A 20261-nucleotide genomic window follows, 5' to 3' on the forward strand; every position below is an offset into this window, starting at 1 on the left:
CGCCCGCCGCGGTCCGGACACGGGTGGGCCGGGGTTGCGCAGGACGGTGCGGGCCGGGCCGGTCCCCGCAGGCGGCCGTCCTCCCCCGGCATTCTGCACCACCGGTCCGCGCGGCCGTCCGGCGGGGCACTGCTGCTCGTCCGCCCTGCCGTACCGGGATGCCCTATGGATGTCGAGCGGCTTCAGTGAGGTCGCTTCGAGGGTTCGCCGGGGCATGAGGACGCGGTAGACCTCGCGGGCGACATGGCGTTCGAGGCAGCGCAGCCCGTCCGGTCGCGTGCGAGGCGGCTCCTCCGAGCGGATCGACACATCCCGGACAAGACAGTCGAGACGTCGGTCAGGCCGTGCGTCGGACCCGTCGGAGAAGCCACGTCACACCCTCACTGTCAGTCCTCGTGGCCGAGCTGGAGGTCGCGTTCCGTGCGGCCGCCGCCCGCCACCTGGAGCACCGTGGCGACCGGAGGGTAGCCGGCCGCGATCACGGTGTACTCGCCCGAGGACAGGTCCACGAACCGGAACGTTCCGTCGGGCCCGGTGGTGAGGGTGTCGACGACGTTGCCGGCCGCGTCGAGCAGCGTCACCCGGGCGTCCTCGACGGGCCGCCCGCCGCTCGCCCGCACGGTGCCGCGCAGCACGGCGCCGCCCGCCAGCTCCACGTCCTGGCGGGTCTCCCGCGAGGCCTGCACGGTGACCGGGAGCGCGGCCGGGCGGAAGGCGGGCGCGCTGGCGGCGAGCGTGTACTCGCCGGCGACCAGCTCGGTGATGACGTAGCCGCCCTCACGGCCGCTGCGGGTGGTGGCCACCACCTCGCCGTGGACGTTGGTCAGGGTGACGGTGGCGTCCCGCACGGGGGTGCCGTCCGCGGTGCACACGGTGCCCGCGAGGCGTCCGGCACCGCCGAGGACGACGTCCAGTTCCACAGGGCGTTCGCCGACGGTCACGGACACCGCCTGCGGCTGGTGCCCGCCGGCCGCCGCGATCAGGACGTAGGAGCCGGCGCCCGGTGTGGACAGCGCGTACCGGCCGTCCTCGCCGCTCGCGCCGCGCCCGATCTGCTGCCCCGCGACGTCGATGAGGGTGAGCGCCGCGCGCGGTACGACGCTGTCGTCCGCGTGCCGCACCGTGCCGCACACGGGCACGCCGGCCGGGTAGGGCGAACGGGCCTGCGGTACGGCCGCGTTGAGCGGGGCGGTCTCCGTGTCGTGGGCGGGTGCTGCGGCGGGGGTGTTGTGGGACACCAGAGGTTTCTCCTTGAGGAAGAAGGCGATGAGCAGGCCGAGGACGAGCACCGGCACCAGGTAGAGGAAGATCCGCGGCATGGCGTCGGCGTACGCCTGGATGTAGGCGTCGCGCACGGCCGGCGGCAGGGCGTACACCACCTGCGGGGTGATCGACTCGGCATCGGGCAGGCCGGCTCCCGCGCGCGGGGGAAGGCGGTCGTGCAGCGCGTCGGTGAGCCGGTCGGCGAACAGGGTGCCGAAGACGGCGGCTCCGACGCTGCCTCCGATCTGCCGGAAGTAGTTGTTGGCGCTGGTCGCCGTGCCCAGGTCGGCGGGGCGCACCGAGTTCTGCACGGCGAGCACCAGCACCGGCATGACCAGGCCGATGCCGGCGCCGAGTACGGCCATCCACACGCTGTACGCCAGCCGCGAGGTGTCGGCCTCGAGACGGGAGAGCAGCCACATGCCGACGGCGGACACGGCGCTGCCCAGCACCGGGTAGATCCGGTAGCGGCCGGTGTGGCTGATGAGCTGGCCGGAGAGGATCGACGCGCCGACCACGCCGCCCGTCATGGGCAGCATCAGCAGCCCGGACTCGGTGGCCGAGGCGCCGTCCACCATCTGCAGGAAGGTGGGCAGATAGCTGGCCGCGCCGAACAGGGCCACGCCGACGACCAGGCCGACCAGGCCGCTGATGGTGAAGACCGAGTCCCGGAACAGGTGCAGCGGGATGATCGGTTCGGCGGCGAAGCGCTCGGCGAGGAGGAACAGCGCGATCGCCACGACGGCACCGGCGCCGAGCCCGAGGACGACGCCGGAGCTCCAGGCGTACTCGGTGCCGCCCCAGCTGGTCAGCAGCACCAGGCAGGTGGAGGCGGCGGCCAGCAGCGTGGCGCCCAGGACGTCGAAGCGCCCCCGGACCCGCACGGCGGGCAGTTTCAGCACCAGGGCGACGACGACGAGGGTGACCAGCCCGAACGGCACGTTGATGTAGAAGCACCAGCGCCAGGACAGGTGGTCGGTGAAGTAGCCGCCGAGCAGGGGGCCGGCGACGGAGGCGAGACCGAAGGCGGCGCCGATCAGCCCCATGAAGCGGCCCCGCTCCCGGGGCGGCACGATGTCCGCGATGATCGCCTGGACGCCGATCATCAGCCCGCCCGCGCCGACGCCCTGCACGGCCCGGAAGGCGATCATCTGGTCCATCGTCCGCGCCCGTCCGGCCAGCAGGGAGCCGACGACGAAGACGAGGATGGAGAACTGGAAGACCCCCTTGCGGCCGATCTGGTCGCCGAGCTTGCCGTAGACGGGCAGCAGCACGGTGGAGGTGAGCAGGTAGGAGGTGATCGCCCAGGACATCTTGTCCAGGCCGTGCAGTTCGCCGACCACCTTGGGCAGCGCGGTGGCGACGATCATCTGGTCCAGGGCGGCCAGGAGCAGGGCGAGCATCAGCCCGGAGAAGACCAGCCGCACCCGCCGGGGGCTGAGCGGCGGGGCGGAGGACTGCGGGGCGGCGCCGGCCGAGGCCGGTGCGCCGTCCGTCTGCGACGGCGCCGCGACCGGTTCGTCCCGCACCAGACCGATACCGCCCACCTGCGTACCTCTCCCTCGTCGTGCCTGTGCCGCGCGGCTTCGCGCGTACTGCGACAACTCCGAGCGGGCACGCGGAGTTACGGCACAGGGCAGAGCCACGGGGAGATCACTCGAACCGGTGAGCCCTCAACCCGGGTGAGAACGGGGCGAGTTGGGCCGCGAGGGGAGGGGGAGCCTACTTCTCGACCTCGGCGGCGAGCTTGGCCAGCATCGCGTCGTAGATCCGGGACAGCCCCTTGGGGGCGAACGTCCTTTCGAAGAAGCCGCCGACGCCGCCGGCGCCCTTCCAGGTGGTGGTGACCGTGACCCGGGACCGTCCCTCGCCGGCCGGGGTGACACGCCAGGTGGTGACCAGGGAGGAGTTGCGGTCCTTCTCGACCAGCTCCCCGTCGGTGGGCTCACTGACCTCCATCAGGCAGTCGCGGATCCGCTTGCTGGTGGCCTGGAGCTTCCAGTGCACGACGGTGCCCTCGCCGTCCCCGCCCTCGCGCACCTCGTACTCACTGAACTGCTCGGGCAGCAGCCGCTCACGGGTGCCGCGGTAGTCGGCGAGCGCGTCGAACACCGTCTCGGCGTCCGCCGCCACGATGCGCTCGGTGGTGGCCTCGACCTGCGCCATGGTTCCTCCCAGGACATCCGATCTCGAAGTCCGGTCCAGCCAACCACCCCGCCGCCCGGCCTCCAAATCGGCGTCCGGCAACCGACCGACGGCACACCGGACCCGTCCGGGTCCGGCCGCGGACAGCGGCCCGCACGATCATGGGAACGTTTGTTCTATTCTGGCTCCACCCTTACCGAGGAGGCGTCATGCGCTGGGACAACCTCACGGACGGGCCGGAACACGGCCGGGCCGACGACACCGCGCTGTTCGGCGCGGACGCGGTCACCAGGCGCACCATCGACACGCCCGAGTTCCGCGGGATCACCTTCCACGAGGTCCGGGCCCGCTCGGTCCTCAACCGGGTGCCGGGCGCCTCCCGCATGCCCTTCGAGTGGACGGTCAACCCCTACCGGGGCTGCACCCACGCCTGCGTCTACTGCTTCGCGCGCAAGACGCACAGCTACCTGGACCTCGACACCGGCATCGGTTTCGACACCCAGATCGTGGTCAAGGTGAACGCCCCCGAGGTGCTGCGCCGCCAACTGGCCTCGCCCCGCTGGCAGGGCGAGCACATCGCGATGGGCACCAACGTCGACTGTTACCAGCGCGGCGAGGGCCGCTACCGGCTGATGCCCGGCATCATCTCCGCGCTGCGGGACCGCGCCAACCCGTTCTCCATCCTGACCAAGGGCACCCTCATCCTCCGCGACCTGGACCTGCTGGTGCAGGCGGCGCAGGTCACCGACGTCGGCATCTCCGTCTCCGTCGGTTTCACCGACCCCGAGCTGTGGCGGACCGTGGAGCCGGGCACTCCCGCCCCGCAGCGCCGGCTGGACGTGGTGCGGACCTTCGGCGAGCACGGCATCGGCTGCGCGGTGCTGATGGCGCCGGTGATCCCCTTCCTCGGCGACCACCCGGACCAGCTGCGGGCCACCGTCCGCGCGATCGCGGAGGCCGGGGCGACCTCCGTCACCCCGCTGACGCTGCATCTGCGCCCCGGGGCCCGGGAGTGGTTCATGGCCTGGCTCACCCGGTACCACCCGCACCTCGTGCCCCGCTACGAACGCCTGTACGCGGGCGGCACCTACGCACCCCGCTGGTACCAGCGCCGCATCACCCGCCAGGTGCACGAACTGGCCCAGGAGTACGGCATCGGCCCCGCCCGGGCGGGCGCCTCGCGACGCATCCGCCCGCCAAAGCCGGCCCGTCCCGAACCGCACGGCACCGATCGTCCGGTCCAGCTGTCTCTGCTGTGACACCCCGCACCCGGCTGCCCGTACCGGTCCGGCCCGCACCGCCCGGTCCCGCCGGGCGCCGCCCGCCCGCAGGCCCCTGACGCACGGCCCTGGGGCACTCGGTCGGTGACGCCCGCCTCGTTCGGCGGCATCCGACGCCCCGATCGGGTCAACAATCGCCACCACGCGCCGGCGCACCCGTCCTTTCCGGGACGGTGCGGCGAAGATCGCAGATCACGCACTTCGTCGCCTCCCCGTCCTGGAGGGCTCCATGAGCAGACGCGCTGCCGCGCTGTGCGGCGCCGTCGTCGTGGCAGGCTGTGTCACCGCCGCACCCGCCGACGCCACCTCGCCGCCCACCGCGGCCGCCGCACCCGTCGCCCCGGTCAGCCCGGTCACGTGGAAGAAGTGCGGCACCCAAGAGCATCCCACCCTGCAGTGCGGGACGGTGCGGGTGCCGCTCGACCACACGCGTCCCTCCGGGAAGCAGATCACCCTGGCGCTCACCCGCGTTCCGCACACCGCGCGCACGTTCCAGGGGCCGCTGCTGGTCAACCCCGGTGGACCCGGGGGCAGCGGGCGCATGCTCGCCGGATTCGTCGTCTCCTCGCTGCCCGAGTCCGTCGCGGCCCAGTACGACGTGATCGGCTTCGACCCGCGCGGGGTGGGCAAGAGCGAGCCGGCGCTGGACTGCGTGCCGGACCACTTCGCGCCGGTGCGCCCGGCCTCCGTGCCCGCGACCGCCGCGGTGGAGCAGGCCAACCTCGCGCGCGCACGGTCCTTCGCCACCGCCTGCGGCCGCAAGTACGCCGATCTGCTGCCGCATCTCACCACCGTCGACACGGCCAGGGACCTCGACGTCGTCCGGCGCGCCCTCGGCGCACCACGCATCTCCTACTTCGGATACTCCTACGGCACCTACCTCGGCGCGGTGTACGCCACGCTGTTCCCCGACCGGGTGCACCGGATGGTGCTGGACTCCGTCGTCGACCCGACCGGCGTCTGGTACCGCGACAACCTGCGCCAGGACTACTCCTTCGACGACCGGCACCGCGCCTTCATGGCATGGATCGCCAAGCACGACGGGGCCTACCGGCTCGGCACCGATCCGGCACGGGTCGAGGCGAAGTGGTTCGCGATGCGGGCGGCGCTGGCCCGCAAGCCCGCGGGTGGCAAGGTCGGCGCCGCCGAACTGGAGGACACCTTCATCCCGGCCGGCTACTACGACGGCTACTGGCCCCGCCTGGCCGAGGCATTCGCGGCCTACGCCAACGACGGACAGACGGCGCCCTTGGTCGAGGCGTTCGACGATCTGGCCGCGGCCGATTCCTCCACCGGCAACGGCTACAGCGTCTACACCTCGGTGCAGTGCGGCGACGCCGCCTGGCCGCGCGACTGGCGGCGCTGGCGCCGGGACACCTGGGCGGTGTACCGCAAGGCGCCGTTCATGGCCTGGAACAACACCTGGTACAACGCACCGTGCGCCTTCTGGCCGTCCTCACTCAAGCACCGCCCGCTGAACGTCGCCAACGCCAGCCTGCCCCCGGTGCTGCTCTTCCAGGCGACCGGCGACGCGGCCACACCCTACGAGGGCGCCGTGATCCTGCACCGGCTGCTGGCGCACTCCAGCCTGGTCGTCGAACAGGGCGGCGGCAACCACGGTGTGACGCTCAGCGGCAACTCCTGCCTGGACAAGCACCTGAGCGCCTATCTGGCCGACGGCACGGTGCCGCGCGGCCACGCCGGCGCGGCGGACGCGGTGTGCGAGAGGACGCCGGAGCCGAAGCCGGAGAAGGCGGACGACAACAAGAGCACCTCCACCTCCGATACGTCCGAAGCCACCGGCGCCTCCCGGGGTTCGCTGCTGCACCGGTTGGTCGGCTTCCGCGGCTGACAGCGCGCGGCCCGGACGGAGCCGGGCCGCGCGATGCCGATACCGCCGGGCGGCCGCCCGGTGCGCGCGATCCTCCGTCACCGCTGCCGTGGAATGCGCGCCAGTGCCAGGGCCGCCGCCTCGGCGAGGGCGGGGTAAGCCAGAGCATCGTTCAGCACCGGTCGGGCCCGCTCGTCCCCCAGGGCACCCAAGCCCTCCACACAGGCCAACGCCACCCGACGGTAGGGGTCGTGGGGGCGCAGCCGGCGTCGCAGCGTGGTGATCAGGGCGGGCACGGACTCGGGTGCGCGGAGTTGGACCAGCAGCCGCACCGGCTCCAGCGCGTAGGCGACGCGCAGTTCATTGGTGGCGAGAGCGGCGGCCGCGCGGGCGGTGCGCGGGTCGGCCAGGCGAGCCAGGGCGTAGGCGGCCGACGCGCAGCGCTGCGGGTCGCGGTGGTTGAGCAGCAGCACCAGCGACTCGAAGGCCCGGCGGTCGCCCGCCGCTCCCAGCCGGACGGCGGCCAGCTCCCTGGCCCACAGCGGCTGCCCGTGGGCCACGAGCACGCCGGCCAGCTCGTCCAGGTCGTCGGTGGCCGCCAGGCGTGCACAGGCGGCCGACCCTCCCGACTCCCGGCGTGCGCGTTCCGTGAGCAGTCGCAACTCCTCGTCCACGAGGCCAGCCTAGGGGTGCGGCGGCGTCCTCGGCAGCGATTCCGCCAAGGGGGTGGCGCGCTCATTACTCGCTGGTTAAGCTCATACGAGCGAGCTACCCCGCTCGTATCGCTCGTGGCGGTTTGGTGACGCAGCCGCGCGAGCATGTCGGCCCTGCGCATCCGGGCATGCTCGGATGCGCAGGGGCCGTGAGTACGACCCGGCTTCGGGACAGAGCCGGTCGGTTTTCCGCCGTGCCCGGGGGCGTGTGCTCGCCCGCGGGCTCCGGCACCGGGCGTGGCCGCCTGTGCAGCCCGGACACCTCGCACATCTCTCCCGCCGCACCGGTGTGCCGCCGGGCGTACCGGGGCGTGCTCGTCGTCGTCACCCTCATTCCTGGAGTCCCGCGATGGCCACTCCCTCTTCCGACACCTCTCTGTCCCCCCTGAAGACCGTCGCCGTGGTCGGCCTGGGCACCATGGGCACCGGCATCGCCGAGGTCCTGGCCGAGGCCGGCCGCACGGTCGTCGGTATCGACGTCAGCGAGGCGGCGGCCGCCCGGTGCGTCGCCGCGCTGGAGTCCACCACCTCCCGGGCCGTCGAGCGCGGCCGGCTGACCGAGCCCGAGCGTGCCGAGGCCCTGGCCCGGGTGCGCACCTCCACCTCGCTGGCCGCCGCGGCCGACGCCGACCTGGTGATCGAGGTGGCGCCGGAGTCGTACGAGCTCAAGCAGCAGATCTTCCGGGAGCTGGACGGCATCGTGCGGCCGGAGACGATCCTGGCGACCGGCACCAACGCGCTGTCCGTGACCCGGCTCGCCGCCGACTCCGCCCGCCCCGAACGCGTTCTGGGCATGCACTTCTTCAATCCGGCTCCCGCGATGAAGCTCGTCGAGATCGTCTCCTCGGTGCTGACCGCCCCGCAGGCCGTCGCCGCGGTGACGGATCTGGCCGTGGAGCTGGGCAAGGAGCCGGTCTCGGTCGGCGACCGGCCGGGGTTCGTCGCCGACGGGCTGCTGTTCGGCTACCTCAACCAGGCCGCCGCGATGTACGAGGCGAAGTACGCCTCCCGGGAGGACATCGACGCCGCGATGCGGCTGGGCTGCGGTCTGCCGATGGGCCCGCTGGCGCTGCTGGACCTGATCGGCATCGACACCGCGCGCACCGTCCTGGAGGCCATGTACGACGCCTCCCGCGACCGGCTGCACGCACCGGCGCCGATCCTGCGGCAGCTGAGCGAGGCGGGCCTGACCGGCCGGAAGGCGGGCCGCGGCTTCTACACCTACGAGGCGCCCGGCAGCGGCACCGTGGTGCCCGACGTGCTGACCCCGCGCGACGGCGGCAGCCTCGGTGCCGGACGCCCGGTCCGCTCCGTCGGCGTGGCCGGCTCGGGCACCATGGCCTGCGGCATCGCGGAGGTGTTCGCCAAGGCCGGGTTCGAGGTGGTGCTCGCCGCGCGCGGCCCGGAGAAGGCCGAGGCCGCGAAGGGGCGCATCGGCAGGTCGCTGTCGCGCTCGGTGGACAAGGGGCGGCTGACCGCCGAGGCCGCCGCGCAGGCGCTGGACCGGATCTCGGCGACCGGCAGTTACGACGACTTCGCCGACGTGGACCTCGTCGTGGAGGCCGTCGCCGAGGATCTGGCGGTCAAGCAGCACCTGTTCGGGGTGCTGGACAAGGTGTGCAAGCCGGGCGCGGTGCTGGCCAGTACGACCTCCTCGCTGTCCGTGGTCGCCTGTGCCCGTGCCACCACGCGCCCGCAGGACGTGATCGGCATGCACTTCTTCAACCCGGCGCCCGCGATGAAGCTGGTCGAGGTGGTGCGCACGGTGCTCACTGCGGACGACGTCCACGCCACGGTGCGCGAGGTCTGCGCGCGGATCAAGAAGCATCCGGTGGACTGCGGCGACCGGGCCGGTTTCATCGTCAACGCCCTGCTGTTCCCGTACCTGAACAACGCGGTGAAGATGGTCCAGGAGCACTACGCGTCGCTGGACGACATCGACGCGGCGATGAGGCTCGGCGGCGGCTACCCGATGGGGCCCTTCGAGCTGCTGGACGTGGTCGGCCTGGACGTGTCGCTGGCCATCGAGAAGGTGCTCCACCAGGAGTTCCGCGACCCCGGGCTGGCCCCGGCGCCGCTGCTGGAGCATCTGGTGGCCGCGGGCTGCCTCGGCCGCAAGACGGGCCGCGGCTTCCGCGAACATGCCCGGCGCTGACCGGGGCGAGGAGCAGGCCCGGGCGCGGCACGGACCGGCGCGGGAGTGGGGCGGCCTGCTGGATCCGGCACCGGCCGCCCCGCCCGTGAGCGGCCGAAGCGGAGCCGGACCTGCACAAAAGGCCGCCCGCATGGAGTACGTTCGGGTCATGCCCCAGCCCGCCATGTCCTCACGCACCCCCGCCTCACCCGACGCACCGGAGAGCACCGCCGGCTCCCGCGCGGCCGCCCAGCGGCTGAAAATGCGCCGGGAGCTGGCCGCCGCCGCGATGGAGCTGTTCGCGACGAAGGGCTACGAGGCGACCACGGTGGACGAGATCGCCGCGGCGGCCGGGGTCGCCCGCCGCACCTTCTTCCGTCACTTCCGCAGCAAGGAAGAGGCGATCTTCCCCGATCACGACGACACCCTGGTCCGCGTCGAGGCGGTGCTGAACGCGGCCGCTGCGCACGAGCACCCGCTGGACACGGTGTGCCGCGGCATCAAGGAAGTGATGAAGATGTACGCGGCGCGGCCGGACATCTCGGTCGCCCGGTACAAGCTGACCCGCGAGGTGCCCACGCTGCGGGAGGCGGAGATCGCCTCGGTGTCCCGCTACGAGCGGCTGTTCACGCGCTATCTGCTGGGTCACTTCGACGAGCACGTCCACGCCGACGACGCCAACGACGACCCGCTGCTGGCGGAGGTCGCCGCCTCGGCGGTGGTCACCGCGCACAACCATGTGCTGCGCCGCTGGCTGCGGGCGGGCGGCCAGGGCGACCTGGAGGCGCAGCTGGACCACGCCTTCGCCATCGTGCGCAAGACGTTCGGCACCGGGATCAGCGCCGGCCGCAAGGGCGGCCCGGCGTCCCGGCCGTCGGGTACGTCCGGGACGCCGTCCAGCGCCTCGTCCGGCGCGTCGGACACGTCCGGCACCTCCGGCGGCACCTCGGGTGCGTCCGCCGTGACGGCCTCCCGGAAGGGGGAGGTGCTGGTCGCGGTGGCCCGCACCGACGCCCCGCTGGAGGAGGTCATGCGGACCATCGAGGAGGCGCTCGGCAAGGAGCGCTGAGCGCCGCGGCAGCGGGGCCGGCGGCACGGCCGGCCCGGCCGGCGAGCAGCGGCCCGGCCGGCGCTATGAGCAGTGGCCGGCCGGCGCGGCCCGCGGCAGCCCGGCCCGGGCGACGGGCAGCACCACCGGACCACACAAGCGACAGGACCACACGAGCACAGGAAACGGCCGCCCCGCCGACCGGGGTGGCCGTTTCGTCATGTCCGGGCGGTTCCGACCCGGAGTGCACCGCGTATGCGATCGATCATCGCTCATCTGTTGCGTAAAGATTTCGTATGAGCGCAACTTCTGACACTCAGTGCCTTGCCAGCTGACACGCGGTGTCATACGTTGAAGGTGTCCGGGCGGACCGGCAGCGGTGACCAGCCGTGTGCCGGCTGTCCCGGCGGGTCCTTCGGTCCCGCACGCCCGGACGCCTGCGTCACAGGCACTTCTCGCGCCACAAAGCGCTGCCACGTACCACCGGCCGCACCGACGGCATCCCGACCCCAGCAGCACCGACGTATCCCCCGCGCCCCTCCCTCAGGGCCGCTCGACGCCGGAGGCACCACCGTGACCGTGAAGGACATCCTGGACGCGATCCAGTCGCCGGACGCCGCGTCCGCCGACTTCGCCGCCCTGCCGCTGCCCGAGTCGTACCGCGCGATCACCGTGCACAAGGACGAGACGGAGATGTTCGCGGGCATGGCGACCCGCGAGAAGGACCCGCGCAAGTCGCTGCACCTGGAGGAGGTCCCGCTGCCCGAGCTGGGCCCGGGCGAGGCCCTCGTGGCCGTCATGGCCTCCTCGGTCAACTACAACACCGTCTGGTCGTCCATCTTCGAGCCGATGCCGACCTTCGCCTTCCTGGAGCGCTACGGCCGCACCAGTGAGCTGGCCCGGCGGCACGACCTGCCGTACCACATCGTCGGCTCCGACCTCGCCGGCGTCGTCCTGCGCACCGGCCCCGGCGTCAACGCCTGGAAGCCCGGCGACGAGGTGGTCGCGCACTGCCTGTCCGTGGAACTGGAGTCCTCCGACGGCCACAACGACACCCTGCTCGACCCCGAGCAGCGCATCTGGGGCTTCGAGACCAACTTCGGCGGCCTGGCGGAGATGGCCCTGGTCAAGTCCAACCAGCTGATGCCCAAGCCGCGGCACCTGACCTGGGAGGAGGCCGCCGCCCCGGGCCTGGTCAACTCCACCGCCTACCGCCAGCTGGTCTCCCGCAACGGCGCCGGCATGAAGCAGGGCGACAACGTCCTGATCTGGGGTGCCAGCGGCGGCCTCGGCTCGTACGCCACCCAGCTCGCCCTCGCCGGCGGCGCCACCCCTATCTGCGTGGTCTCCAGCGAGCAGAAGGCCGAGATCTGCCGGAGCATGGGCGCCGAACTCATCATCGACCGCCGCGCCGAGGACTACCGGTTCTGGAAGGACGAGCACACCCAGGACCCCAAGGAGTGGAAGCGCTTCGGCAAGCGCATCCGCGAGCTGACCGGCGGCGAGGACGTCGACATCGTCTTCGAGCACCCCGGACGCGAGACCTTCGGCGCCTCCGTCTACGTCACCCGCAGGGGCGGCACCATCGTCACCTGCGCCTCCACCTCCGGCTACCAGCACGAGTACGACAACCGCTACCTGTGGATGTCGCTCAAGCGCATCGTCGGCTCCCACTTCGCCAACTACCGCGAGGCCTGGGAGGCCAACCGGCTCGTCGCCAAGGGGAAGATCCACCCCACGCTGTCGAAGGTGTACCCCCTGCAGGACACCGGACAGGCCGCGTACGACGTCCACCGCAACCTGCACCAGGGCAAGGTCGGCGTCCTCTGCCTCGCTCCCGAGGAGGGCCTGGGCGTGCGCGACCACGAGACGCGTGCCCGGCACCTCGACGCCATCAACCGCTTCCGGACCATCTGAGAGGCGCACATGAGCGAGCGTGACACCGCCGCGCAGGGGCGGGGCAAGGACCGGCCGTGGCTCATGCGGACCTACGCCGGCCACTCCACGGCCGAGGAGTCCAACGCGCTGTACCGGCGCAATCTCGCCAAGGGACAGACCGGTCTGTCGGTGGCCTTCGACCTGCCCACCCAGACCGGCTACGACCCCGACCACGTCCTCGCGCGCGGCGAGGTCGGCCGGGTCGGGGTGCCGGTCGCGCACCTGGGCGACATGCGCAAGCTGTTCCAGGACATTCCGCTGGAGCGGATGAACACCTCGATGACCATCAACGCCACGGCCATGTGGCTGCTGGCGCTGTACCAGGTCGTCGCCGAGGAACAGGGTGCCGACGTCAGCGCGCTGCAGGGGACCACCCAGAACGACATCGTCAAGGAGTACCTGTCCCGGGGCACCCACGTGTTCCCGCCCGGCCCCTCGATGCGCCTGACCACGGACCTGATCGCGTACACGGTCACGCACATGCCGAAGTGGAACCCCATCAACATCTGCAGCTACCACCTGCAGGAGGCCGGGGCCACGCCGGTGCAGGAGATCGCCTACGCGATGTCCACCGCGATCGCCGTGCTCGACGCGGTGCGCGACTCCGGCCAGGTGCCGCAGGAGCGCATGGGCGACGTCGTCGGCCGCATCTCCTTCTTCGTCAACGCGGGAGTCCGTTTCATCGAGGAGATGTGCAAGATGCGCGCCTTCGGCCGCATCTGGGACCGCATCACCCGCGAGCGGTACGGCATCGAGAACCCCCGGCACCGCCGCTTCCGCTACGGCGTCCAGGTCAACTCGCTCGGCCTGACGGAGGCCCAGCCGGAGAACAACGTCCAGCGGATCGTGCTGGAGATGCTGGCCGTCACCCTGTCCAAGGACGCCCGGGCCCGCGCCGTGCAGCTGCCCGCCTGGAACGAGGCCCTCGGCCTGCCCCGGCCCTGGGACCAGCAGTGGTCGCTGCGCATCCAGCAGGTCCTCGCCTACGAGTCGGACCTGCTGGAGTACGACGACATCTTCGAGGGCTCGAAGGTGATCGAGGCCAAGGTGGACGAGCTGGTCGAGGCGGCACTCGCCGAGATCGGCCACATCCAGCGGATGGGCGGTGCGCTGGCCGCCGTGGAGTCCGGGTATCTCAAGTCCCAGCTGGTCGCCTCGCACGCCGAGCGCCGGGCCCGGATCGAGTCGGGCCAGGACAGGATCGTCGGGGTGAACGTCTTCCAGGAGACCGAGCCCAGCCCCCTCACCGCCGACCTGGACACCGCGATCCAGACCGTCGACCCCGATGTGGAGGCCCGGGTCGTGCGGTCCCTGCAGTACTGGCGCGACACCCGCTACCAGCCGCCGTACAACCATCCGCGGGCGAGCAAGGCGCTGGAGCGGCTGAAGGAGGCCGCGCAGGGCACGGAGAACCTCATGGAGGCCACCCTGGAGTGCGCCCGCGCCGGCGTCACCACCGGCGAGTGGGCGGGGGCGCTGCGCGAGGTGTTCGGCGAGTACCGCGCGCCGACAGGTGTGTCGTCCGCGCCCGTGACCGTCACCGCCGAGGAGGGCACACGCCTGGCCGACGTGCGCCGCAAGGTGGAGCTGACCGCCCGTGACCTGGGTGTGGGCAAGCTGCGTTTCCTGGTGGGCAAGCCCGGCCTGGACGGGCACTCCAACGGTGCCGAGCAGATCGCCGTGCGCGCCCGCGACGCCGGGTTCGAGGTGGTCTACCAGGGCATCCGGCTGACACCGGAACAGATCGTGGACGCCGCCCTCGCCGAGGACGTGCACGCGGTCGGCCTGTCCGTCCTCTCCGGCTCGCACGCCCGGCTGGTGCCGGAGGTGCTGCGGCGCCTCCGTGTGGCCGGTGCCACAGATATACCGGTGATCGCCGGTGGCATCATCCCCAGCGGTGACGCCGACGCGCTGCGCGAGGCCGGAGTGGCCGCCGTCTTCACCCCGAAGGACTTCGACATCACCGGCATCATCGGCCGCATCGTCGACGAGATCAGGACCGCGAACAAGCTCGACCCCCTGGAGGTTGCCGCATGACCCTCTTTGCCGACCGCCCGTCCGGCTCCCCGCAGTCCGGGGCGACGCCCGAGCAGCGCGACGCCTCCCGGCTGCGTCCGCGCCGCTCCTGCCTCGCGGTCCCCGGGAGCAACCCCCGCTTCCTGGAGAAGGCCCAGGGCCTGCCCGCCGACCAGGTGTTCCTGGACCTGGAGGACGCCTGCGCCCCGCTGGCCAAGCCCGAGGCGCGGCACACCATCGTGAAGTTCCTCAACGAGGGCGACTGGACGGGCAAGACCAGGGTGGTCCGGGTCAACGACTGGACGACCGAGTGGACCTACCGGGACGTCGTCACCGTCGTCGAGGGCGCCGGCCAGAACCTGGACTGCATCATGCTGCCGAAGGTGCAGGACGCCCACCAGGTCGTCGCGCTCGACATGCTGCTGACGCAGATCGAGAAGACCGTGGGCTTCGAGGTGGGCCGCATCGGCATCGAGGCGCAGATCGAGAACGCCCGGGGTCTGAACAACGTCGACGAGATCGCCGCCGCCAGCCCGCGCCTGGAGACGATCATCTTCGGCCCGGCCGACTTCATGGCGTCGATCAACATGAAGTCCCTCGTGGTGGGCGAACAGCCGCCCGGCTACCCGGCGGACGCCTACCACTACATCCTGATGAGGATCCTCATGGCCGCCCGGGCCAACGACCTGCAGGCCATCGACGGCCCCTACCTGCAGATCCGCAACGTGGACGGCTTCCGTGAGGTCGCACAGCGCTCCGCCGCGCTCGGTTTCGACGGCAAGTGGGTGCTCCACCCGGGTCAGGTCGAGGCCGCCAACGAGGTGTTCTCGCCGTCCCAGGAGGACTACGACCACGCCGAGCTCATCCTGGACGCGTATGCGTACTACACGTCCGAGGCGGGCGGCAAGAAGGGGTCCGCGATGCTCGGCGACGAGATGATCGACGAGGCCAGCCGCAAGATGGCCCTGGTCATCGCGGGCAAGGGGCGCGCCGCCGGCATGAAGCGCACCAGCACGTTCGAGATCCCGGAGGACTGAGGCGGCATGCAGTTCGGACGCACCTATGAGGAGTTCGAGGTCGGGGCGACGTACAAGCACTGGCCGGGCAAGACGGTCACGGAGTACGACGACCATCTGTTCTGTCTGCTGACCATGAACCACCACCCGCTCCACCTGGACGCCCACTACGCCGGACAGACCACGGACTTCGGCAAGAACGTGGTGGTGGGGAACTACGTGTACTCGCTGCTGCTCGGCATGAGCGTGCCGGACGTGTCCGGCAAGGCGATCGCGAACCTGGAGGTCGAGTCGCTCAAGCACGTGGCGCCCACCTTCCACGGCGACACGATCTACGGCGAGACGACCGTGCTGGACAAGTGGCTGTCGAAGTCGAAGAACGACCGCGGCATCGTCCACGTGGAGACCCGGGGCTACAAACAGGACGGCACCCTGGTGTGCGTCTTCCGCCGCAAGGTCATGGTGCCGACCCAGACGTACATCAAGGAGCGGGGCGGGGAGCAGCCTGCCCGCCCGGAGCCGAAGCAGCAGGAGAGGTGAGCCATGGCCCGTCTCGCCCAGACGCCCGGTCTGACGGATGTCCAGCAGGAGATCGTCTCCACCGTCCGTGACTTTGTCGACAAGGAGATCATCCCGGTCGCGACCGAGCTGGAGCACCGCGACGAGTACCCGCAGCGGATCGTGGACGGCCTGAAGGAGCTGGGGCTGTTCGGTCTGATGATCCCCGAGGAGTACGGGGGTCTGGGTGAGTCCCTGCTGACCTACGCGCTGTGCGTGGAGGAGATCGCCCGCGGCTGGATGTCGGTGTCCGGCATCATCAACACCCACTTCATCGTCGCCTACATGCTCAAGCAGCACGGCACGCAGGAACAGAAGGACTACTTCCTGCCGAAGATGGCGGCCGGTGAGATCCGCGGCGCGTTCTCGATGTCGGAGCCCTCGCTCGGCTCGGACGTGTCGGCGATCACCTCCAAGGCGGTCAAGGACGGCGACGAGTACGTCCTGACCGGCCAGAAGATGTGGCTGACCAACGGCGGCACCTCCTCCCTGGTGGCCGTGCTCGTCCGCACCGACGAGGGGCACCCCGAGGGCACACCGCCCCACAGGTCCATGACGACCTTCCTGGTGGAGAAGGAGCCCGGGTTCGGCGAGGTGCGCCCCGGCCTGACCATCCCCGGCAAGATCGAGAAGATGGGCTACAAGGGGGTCGACACCACCGAGCTGATCATGGACGGGCTGCGGGTGCCGGCCGACCGCGTGCTCGGCGGCACCACCGGCCGCGGCTTCTACCACATGATGGACGGCGTCGAGGTGGGCCGGGTGAACGTGGCGGCCCGCGGCTGCGGCGTCGCCCTGCGCGCCTTCGAACTGGGTGTGCAGTACGCCCAGCAGCGGCACACCTTCGGCAAGCCCATCGCCCAGCACCAGGCCATCCAGTTCAAACTGGCGGAGATGGCCACCAAGGTGGAGGCCGCGCACTCCATGATGGTCAACGCCGCCCGGAAGAAGGATTCCGGCCAGCGCAACGACCTGGAGGCCGGCATGGCGAAGTACCTGGCCGCCGAGTACTGCAAGGAGGTCGTGGAGGACGCCTTCCGCATCCACGGCGGCTACGGCTTCTCCAAGGAGTACGAGATCGAGCGCCTCTACCGGGAGGCACCGATGCTGCTCATCGGTGAAGGCACCGCCGAGATCCAGAAAATGATCATCGGTCGCCGTCTCCTCGAGGAGTACCGGATCCAGCGCTGATTGTCCGTGTACGGGGTGTTTTCTTCGAGAAGAAGATCACACCCCGTCAGCGGTTTCCGGCGGCCGACTCGACTTCCTGGCTTACCCAGTTGCGGCGCCGAACCGCTACGATCGCGGAAAGCCGCCGTCCCCCGTCGAAAGCGCGGCATTCATCCGCTACGAAGGTCATCCATGCCCCACAGCCAAACCTCTGCACCTCGCGACAGCCTGGCCGGCGTACGCCTCGCGCGCGGAGCATCGCCGTGGCTTCTGCCGACCGTCGCCACCGCAGCCGTCAGCCTGGTCCGCGCCCGCCGCTCGGGCGCGGCCAAGGCGCTCGCCGTCCCCGCCACCGCGCTCGCCGCGGGGATGCTGTGGTTCTTCCGCGACCCCGAGCGCGAGATCGGTCAAGGCCGGGTCATCTCACCCGCCGACGGCGTGGTGCAGAGCATCATGCCGTGGAAGGACGGCCGCACCCGTGTCGCGATCTTCATGAGCCCGCTGAACGTCCACGTCAACCGGGCCCCGCTGGCCGGCACGGTCACCTCGGTCGAGCACATCCCCGGCGGTTTCGTTCCTGCTTTCAACAAGGAGAGCGAGAACAACGAGCGCGTCGTCTGGCACTTCGACACCGAGCTCGGTGACATCGAGATGGTCCAGATCGCCGGCGCGGTGGCCCGTCGGATCGTTCCCTACGTCCCGTCGGGCACCAAGGTCGAGCAGGGCGAGCGGATCGGCCTGATCCGCTTCGGCTCGCGTGTCGACCTGTACCTGCCGGAGGGTGTGGACGCGGCCGTCGAGGTCGGCCAGAAGACCGTGGCAGGGGTGACGCGCCTTGACCGTGATTGACCCCGACACCCAGACCGGCTGGGTGCCCGAGGCCGACGAGGCGGACGACGAGGAGGAGATGCCCCTGTCGCTGCGCCTGTCGATAGCGGACACCCTCACCCTCGGCAACGCCACGTGCGGCTTCATGGCGGTGTACTTCACCACCACCGGCATCCTGATCCCGCATCTGGCCGGCCACGACACCGGCGGCATGGCCCGGCACAGCGCCGCGACGGCGGTCATCCTGATGCTGTGCGCGGCCGTGTTCGACCTGTTCGACGGCCTGGTCGCCCGCAAGCTGCGCTCCTCCCCCATGGGCGCGGAGCTGGACAACCTCTCCGACCTGATCAGCTTCGGCCTGGCCCCGGCGTACTTCGTGCTGGTGTACGGCTTGGTCGCCGACGACGCCCATCAGCGGGTGGCCGCGCTCGGCGCCGTCGTGGTGCTGCTGGCGGTGGTGCTCCGGCTGGCCAGGTTCTCCTGCGTGACGATGAAGGACGGCATGTTCCAGGGCATGCCCTCTCCGTTCGGTGCCCTGACGGTCGTGTCGATCGTGCTGCTCGAACTGCCCTTCGTGGCCACGCTGCTGGCGATCCTGGGCACGGCCTGGCTGATGGTCAGCCGGGTCGAGTACCCCAAGCCGCGCGGCCGGCTCGCCGGGGCGATGCTGTCCTGGATCGTGCTGTCCATGGGCCTGCTCGCCGCCTGGGCCTTCGACGCGCCGAGCGGCCAGCTGCTGCTGCAGACCGGCTGCGCGCTGCAGCTGGTCATGGGCGCGGTGATCCCGTTGTTCGCCACGGCCCGCCGGGTGAACAACTTCCGCGACAACCGGCGCGAGGCGCGCGCGGCCCAGCTGCCGTAACCCGCGCGCACGCCCGACGGCGTCCGCGGGCCTTCGACGACAGGGGCCCGGAACCACGACGGTTCCGGGCCCCTTCCGCGTCCGCGCGGACCTGCGCCTGCCGTACGCACCGGCCGCTGCCCACAGCGATCCGCACCGCCTGCCTCAGGACGCCGCCTGCCTCAGGACACCGCCTGCCTCAGGACACCGCCTGCCTCAGGACGCCGCCTGCCTCAGGAAGTCGCGCGCGATCCGCTCGGCCACCCGCTCAAGGATCGGCCCGGCCTCGGCGACGCACCGCGCCACGTCCGGCTCCTCCTCCGTCAGCGCGTACGCCCGCCGGATCCCGGCCCCCCGCAGCGCCTGCGGTGTCAGCGCCAGCCGCCCGCACACCGCGACGACCTCCCGCCCCGCGGCCCGTGCCGCCGCGGCGACCCCGGCCGGCGCCTTGCCGTGCAGCGTCTGCTCGTCCAGCGACCCCTCACCGGTGATCACCAGCGAGCACCGCTGAAGCGCCGGCGCGAAGCCCAGCACCTCCAGCATGATCTCGATCCCTGCCCGGAACCGGGCCCCGAGCAGCAGCGCCCCGTACCCGATCCCCCCGGCCGCCCCGGCACCCGGCGAGAGCGCGTACCGCGCGGCCCGGGGCCCCACCGCCTCCTCCAGCACCTTCACGTAGTGCGTGAGCGCCGCGTCCAGCCGCTCCACGTCGTCCGGCGAGGCACCCTTCTGCGGTCCGTACACCGCCGGGGCGCCCTTCGGCCCGGTCAGCGGGTTGTCGACGTCACCGGCGAGGATCAGCTCCACCGAGTCCAGCCGCGGGTCCAGCCCGGACAGGTCGGCGCGCGCGAGACCGGCCAGTCCTCCGCCGCCGGGCGGCACCGGCGTACCGTCCGCGGTGAGGAACCGCGCGCCCAGCGCCGCGAGCATGCCCGCCCCGCCGTCGGTGGTCGCGCTGCCGCCGACCCCGAAGACGATCGTCGTCGCGCCCGCGTCCAGCGCGGCCCGCAGCAGCTCACCGGAGCCGTACGTGGACGCCGTCAACGGCGCGAGGACACCCTCGGGAAGCCGCTGCAGCCCGCTGGCCTGCGCCATCTCCACGACCGCCGTGCTGCCGCGCAGCGCGAACGCGGCCGTCACCTGCTCGCCGAGCGGACCTGCGACCCGTACCTCGCGCCGCTCGAACCCGGCCGCGACCGCCGCGTCCACCGTCCCGTCGCCGCCGTCGGCCACAGGCAGCGCCTCGACGCGCACCCCGGGGACGACGCGGCGCAGGCCCGCCGTGACGTGCTCGGCGACCTCGACCGCCGTCAACGACCCCTTGAACTTGTCCGCGGCAACCAGCACCCCGTGCCCAGCATGCACCGCAGCGTCCGCCACCTCGCCATCCCCTTGCTCTCCGGGCCCCGCATGTCAGGGGCAGCCATCGCGCCGCTGGCGACCCTAGCCCGCGGCCGCCCCCACCGCCATGCCCTCACCA

15 protein-coding genes are annotated in these 20261 nt (G+C 71.7%); 11 read left to right on the top strand and 4 right to left on the bottom strand.

Annotated features, from left to right (window positions below; translation table 11 throughout):
- Positions 1 to 386: 386 nt before the first annotated feature.
- Positions 387 to 2810, bottom strand: a complete 2424-nt coding sequence (locus IE286_RS02210; RefSeq protein WP_189794854.1) for an MFS transporter — start codon at positions 2808 to 2810, stop codon at positions 387 to 389.
- A 175-nt stretch (positions 2811 to 2985) separates the two neighbouring features.
- On the bottom strand, positions 2986 to 3429 hold the full coding sequence (locus IE286_RS02215; RefSeq protein ID WP_189794855.1) for an SRPBCC family protein: 444 nt from the start codon (positions 3427 to 3429) through the stop codon (positions 2986 to 2988).
- A 188-nt stretch (positions 3430 to 3617) separates the two neighbouring features.
- On the opposite strand from IE286_RS02215, the gene IE286_RS02220 reads away from it, so the two are divergent.
- A complete protein-coding gene (locus IE286_RS02220; protein WP_189794856.1) occupies positions 3618 to 4667 on the top strand; it encodes an Rv2578c family radical SAM protein in 1050 nt (349 codons plus the stop codon).
- Positions 4668 to 4917: 250 nt separating this feature from the next.
- On the top strand, positions 4918 to 6540 hold the full coding sequence (locus IE286_RS02225; RefSeq protein WP_189794857.1) for an alpha/beta hydrolase: 1623 nt from the start codon (positions 4918 to 4920) through the stop codon (positions 6538 to 6540).
- A 77-nt stretch (positions 6541 to 6617) separates the two neighbouring features.
- Here the strand turns inward: IE286_RS02225 and IE286_RS02230 are convergent, their stop codons facing one another.
- On the bottom strand, positions 6618 to 7193 hold the full coding sequence (locus IE286_RS02230) for an adenylosuccinate lyase (protein ID WP_189794858.1): 576 nt from the start codon (positions 7191 to 7193) through the stop codon (positions 6618 to 6620).
- A gap of 388 nt (positions 7194 to 7581) precedes the next feature.
- Here IE286_RS02230 and IE286_RS02235 point away from each other — a divergent pair, with 388 nt between their 5' ends.
- From IE286_RS02235 to pssA, 9 genes are all read left to right on the top strand, one after another.
- Positions 7582 to 9387, top strand: coding sequence for a 3-hydroxyacyl-CoA dehydrogenase family protein (locus IE286_RS02235; RefSeq protein WP_189794859.1), 1806 nt, complete (start codon positions 7582 to 7584; stop codon positions 9385 to 9387).
- 148 nt (positions 9388 to 9535) lie between these two features.
- Entirely contained in the window at positions 9536 to 10435 is a 900-nt protein-coding gene (locus tag IE286_RS02240; protein WP_229861917.1) for a TetR family transcriptional regulator, read from the top strand.
- 558 nt (positions 10436 to 10993) lie between these two features.
- The gene (ccrA, locus tag IE286_RS02245) at positions 10994 to 12331 is read left to right on the top strand and encodes a crotonyl-CoA carboxylase/reductase (RefSeq protein ID WP_189795099.1); all 1338 of its coding nucleotides are present in this window, start codon (positions 10994 to 10996) and stop codon (positions 12329 to 12331) included.
- A 9-nt stretch (positions 12332 to 12340) separates the two neighbouring features.
- Entirely contained in the window at positions 12341 to 14389 is a 2049-nt protein-coding gene (locus tag IE286_RS02250; RefSeq protein ID WP_189794861.1) for an ethylmalonyl-CoA mutase, read from the top strand.
- On the top strand, positions 14386 to 15405 hold the full coding sequence (locus IE286_RS02255) for an HpcH/HpaI aldolase/citrate lyase family protein (RefSeq protein ID WP_229861918.1): 1020 nt from the start codon (positions 14386 to 14388) through the stop codon (positions 15403 to 15405). Before IE286_RS02250 ends, IE286_RS02255 begins: the two co-directional genes overlap by 4 nt.
- Before the next feature lie 6 nt (positions 15406 to 15411).
- Positions 15412 to 15924, top strand: coding sequence for a MaoC family dehydratase (locus IE286_RS02260; RefSeq protein WP_189794862.1), 513 nt, complete (start codon positions 15412 to 15414; stop codon positions 15922 to 15924).
- 3 nt (positions 15925 to 15927) lie between these two features.
- A complete protein-coding gene (locus IE286_RS02265; RefSeq protein WP_189794863.1) occupies positions 15928 to 17133 on the top strand; it encodes an acyl-CoA dehydrogenase family protein in 1206 nt (401 codons plus the stop codon).
- A 171-nt stretch (positions 17134 to 17304) separates the two neighbouring features.
- Positions 17305 to 17961, top strand: a complete 657-nt coding sequence (locus IE286_RS02270) for a phosphatidylserine decarboxylase (protein ID WP_189794864.1) — start codon at positions 17305 to 17307, stop codon at positions 17959 to 17961.
- A 22-nt stretch (positions 17962 to 17983) separates the two neighbouring features.
- Complete coding sequence (gene pssA, locus IE286_RS02275) at positions 17984 to 18802, top strand: CDP-diacylglycerol--serine O-phosphatidyltransferase (RefSeq protein WP_189795101.1); 819 nt, start codon at positions 17984 to 17986, stop codon at positions 18800 to 18802.
- A 195-nt stretch (positions 18803 to 18997) separates the two neighbouring features.
- Here the strand turns inward: pssA and IE286_RS02280 are convergent, their stop codons facing one another.
- Positions 18998 to 20161: a glycerate kinase gene (locus IE286_RS02280; RefSeq protein WP_229861919.1), complete on the bottom strand. Its 1164-nt coding sequence runs from the start codon at positions 20159 to 20161 to the stop codon at positions 18998 to 19000.
- Positions 20162 to 20261: the final 100 nt, after the last annotated feature.

This window comes from Streptomyces thermodiastaticus (assembly GCF_014656135.1).
GTDB lineage: Bacteria > Actinomycetota > Actinomycetes > Streptomycetales > Streptomycetaceae > Streptomyces > Streptomyces thermodiastaticus.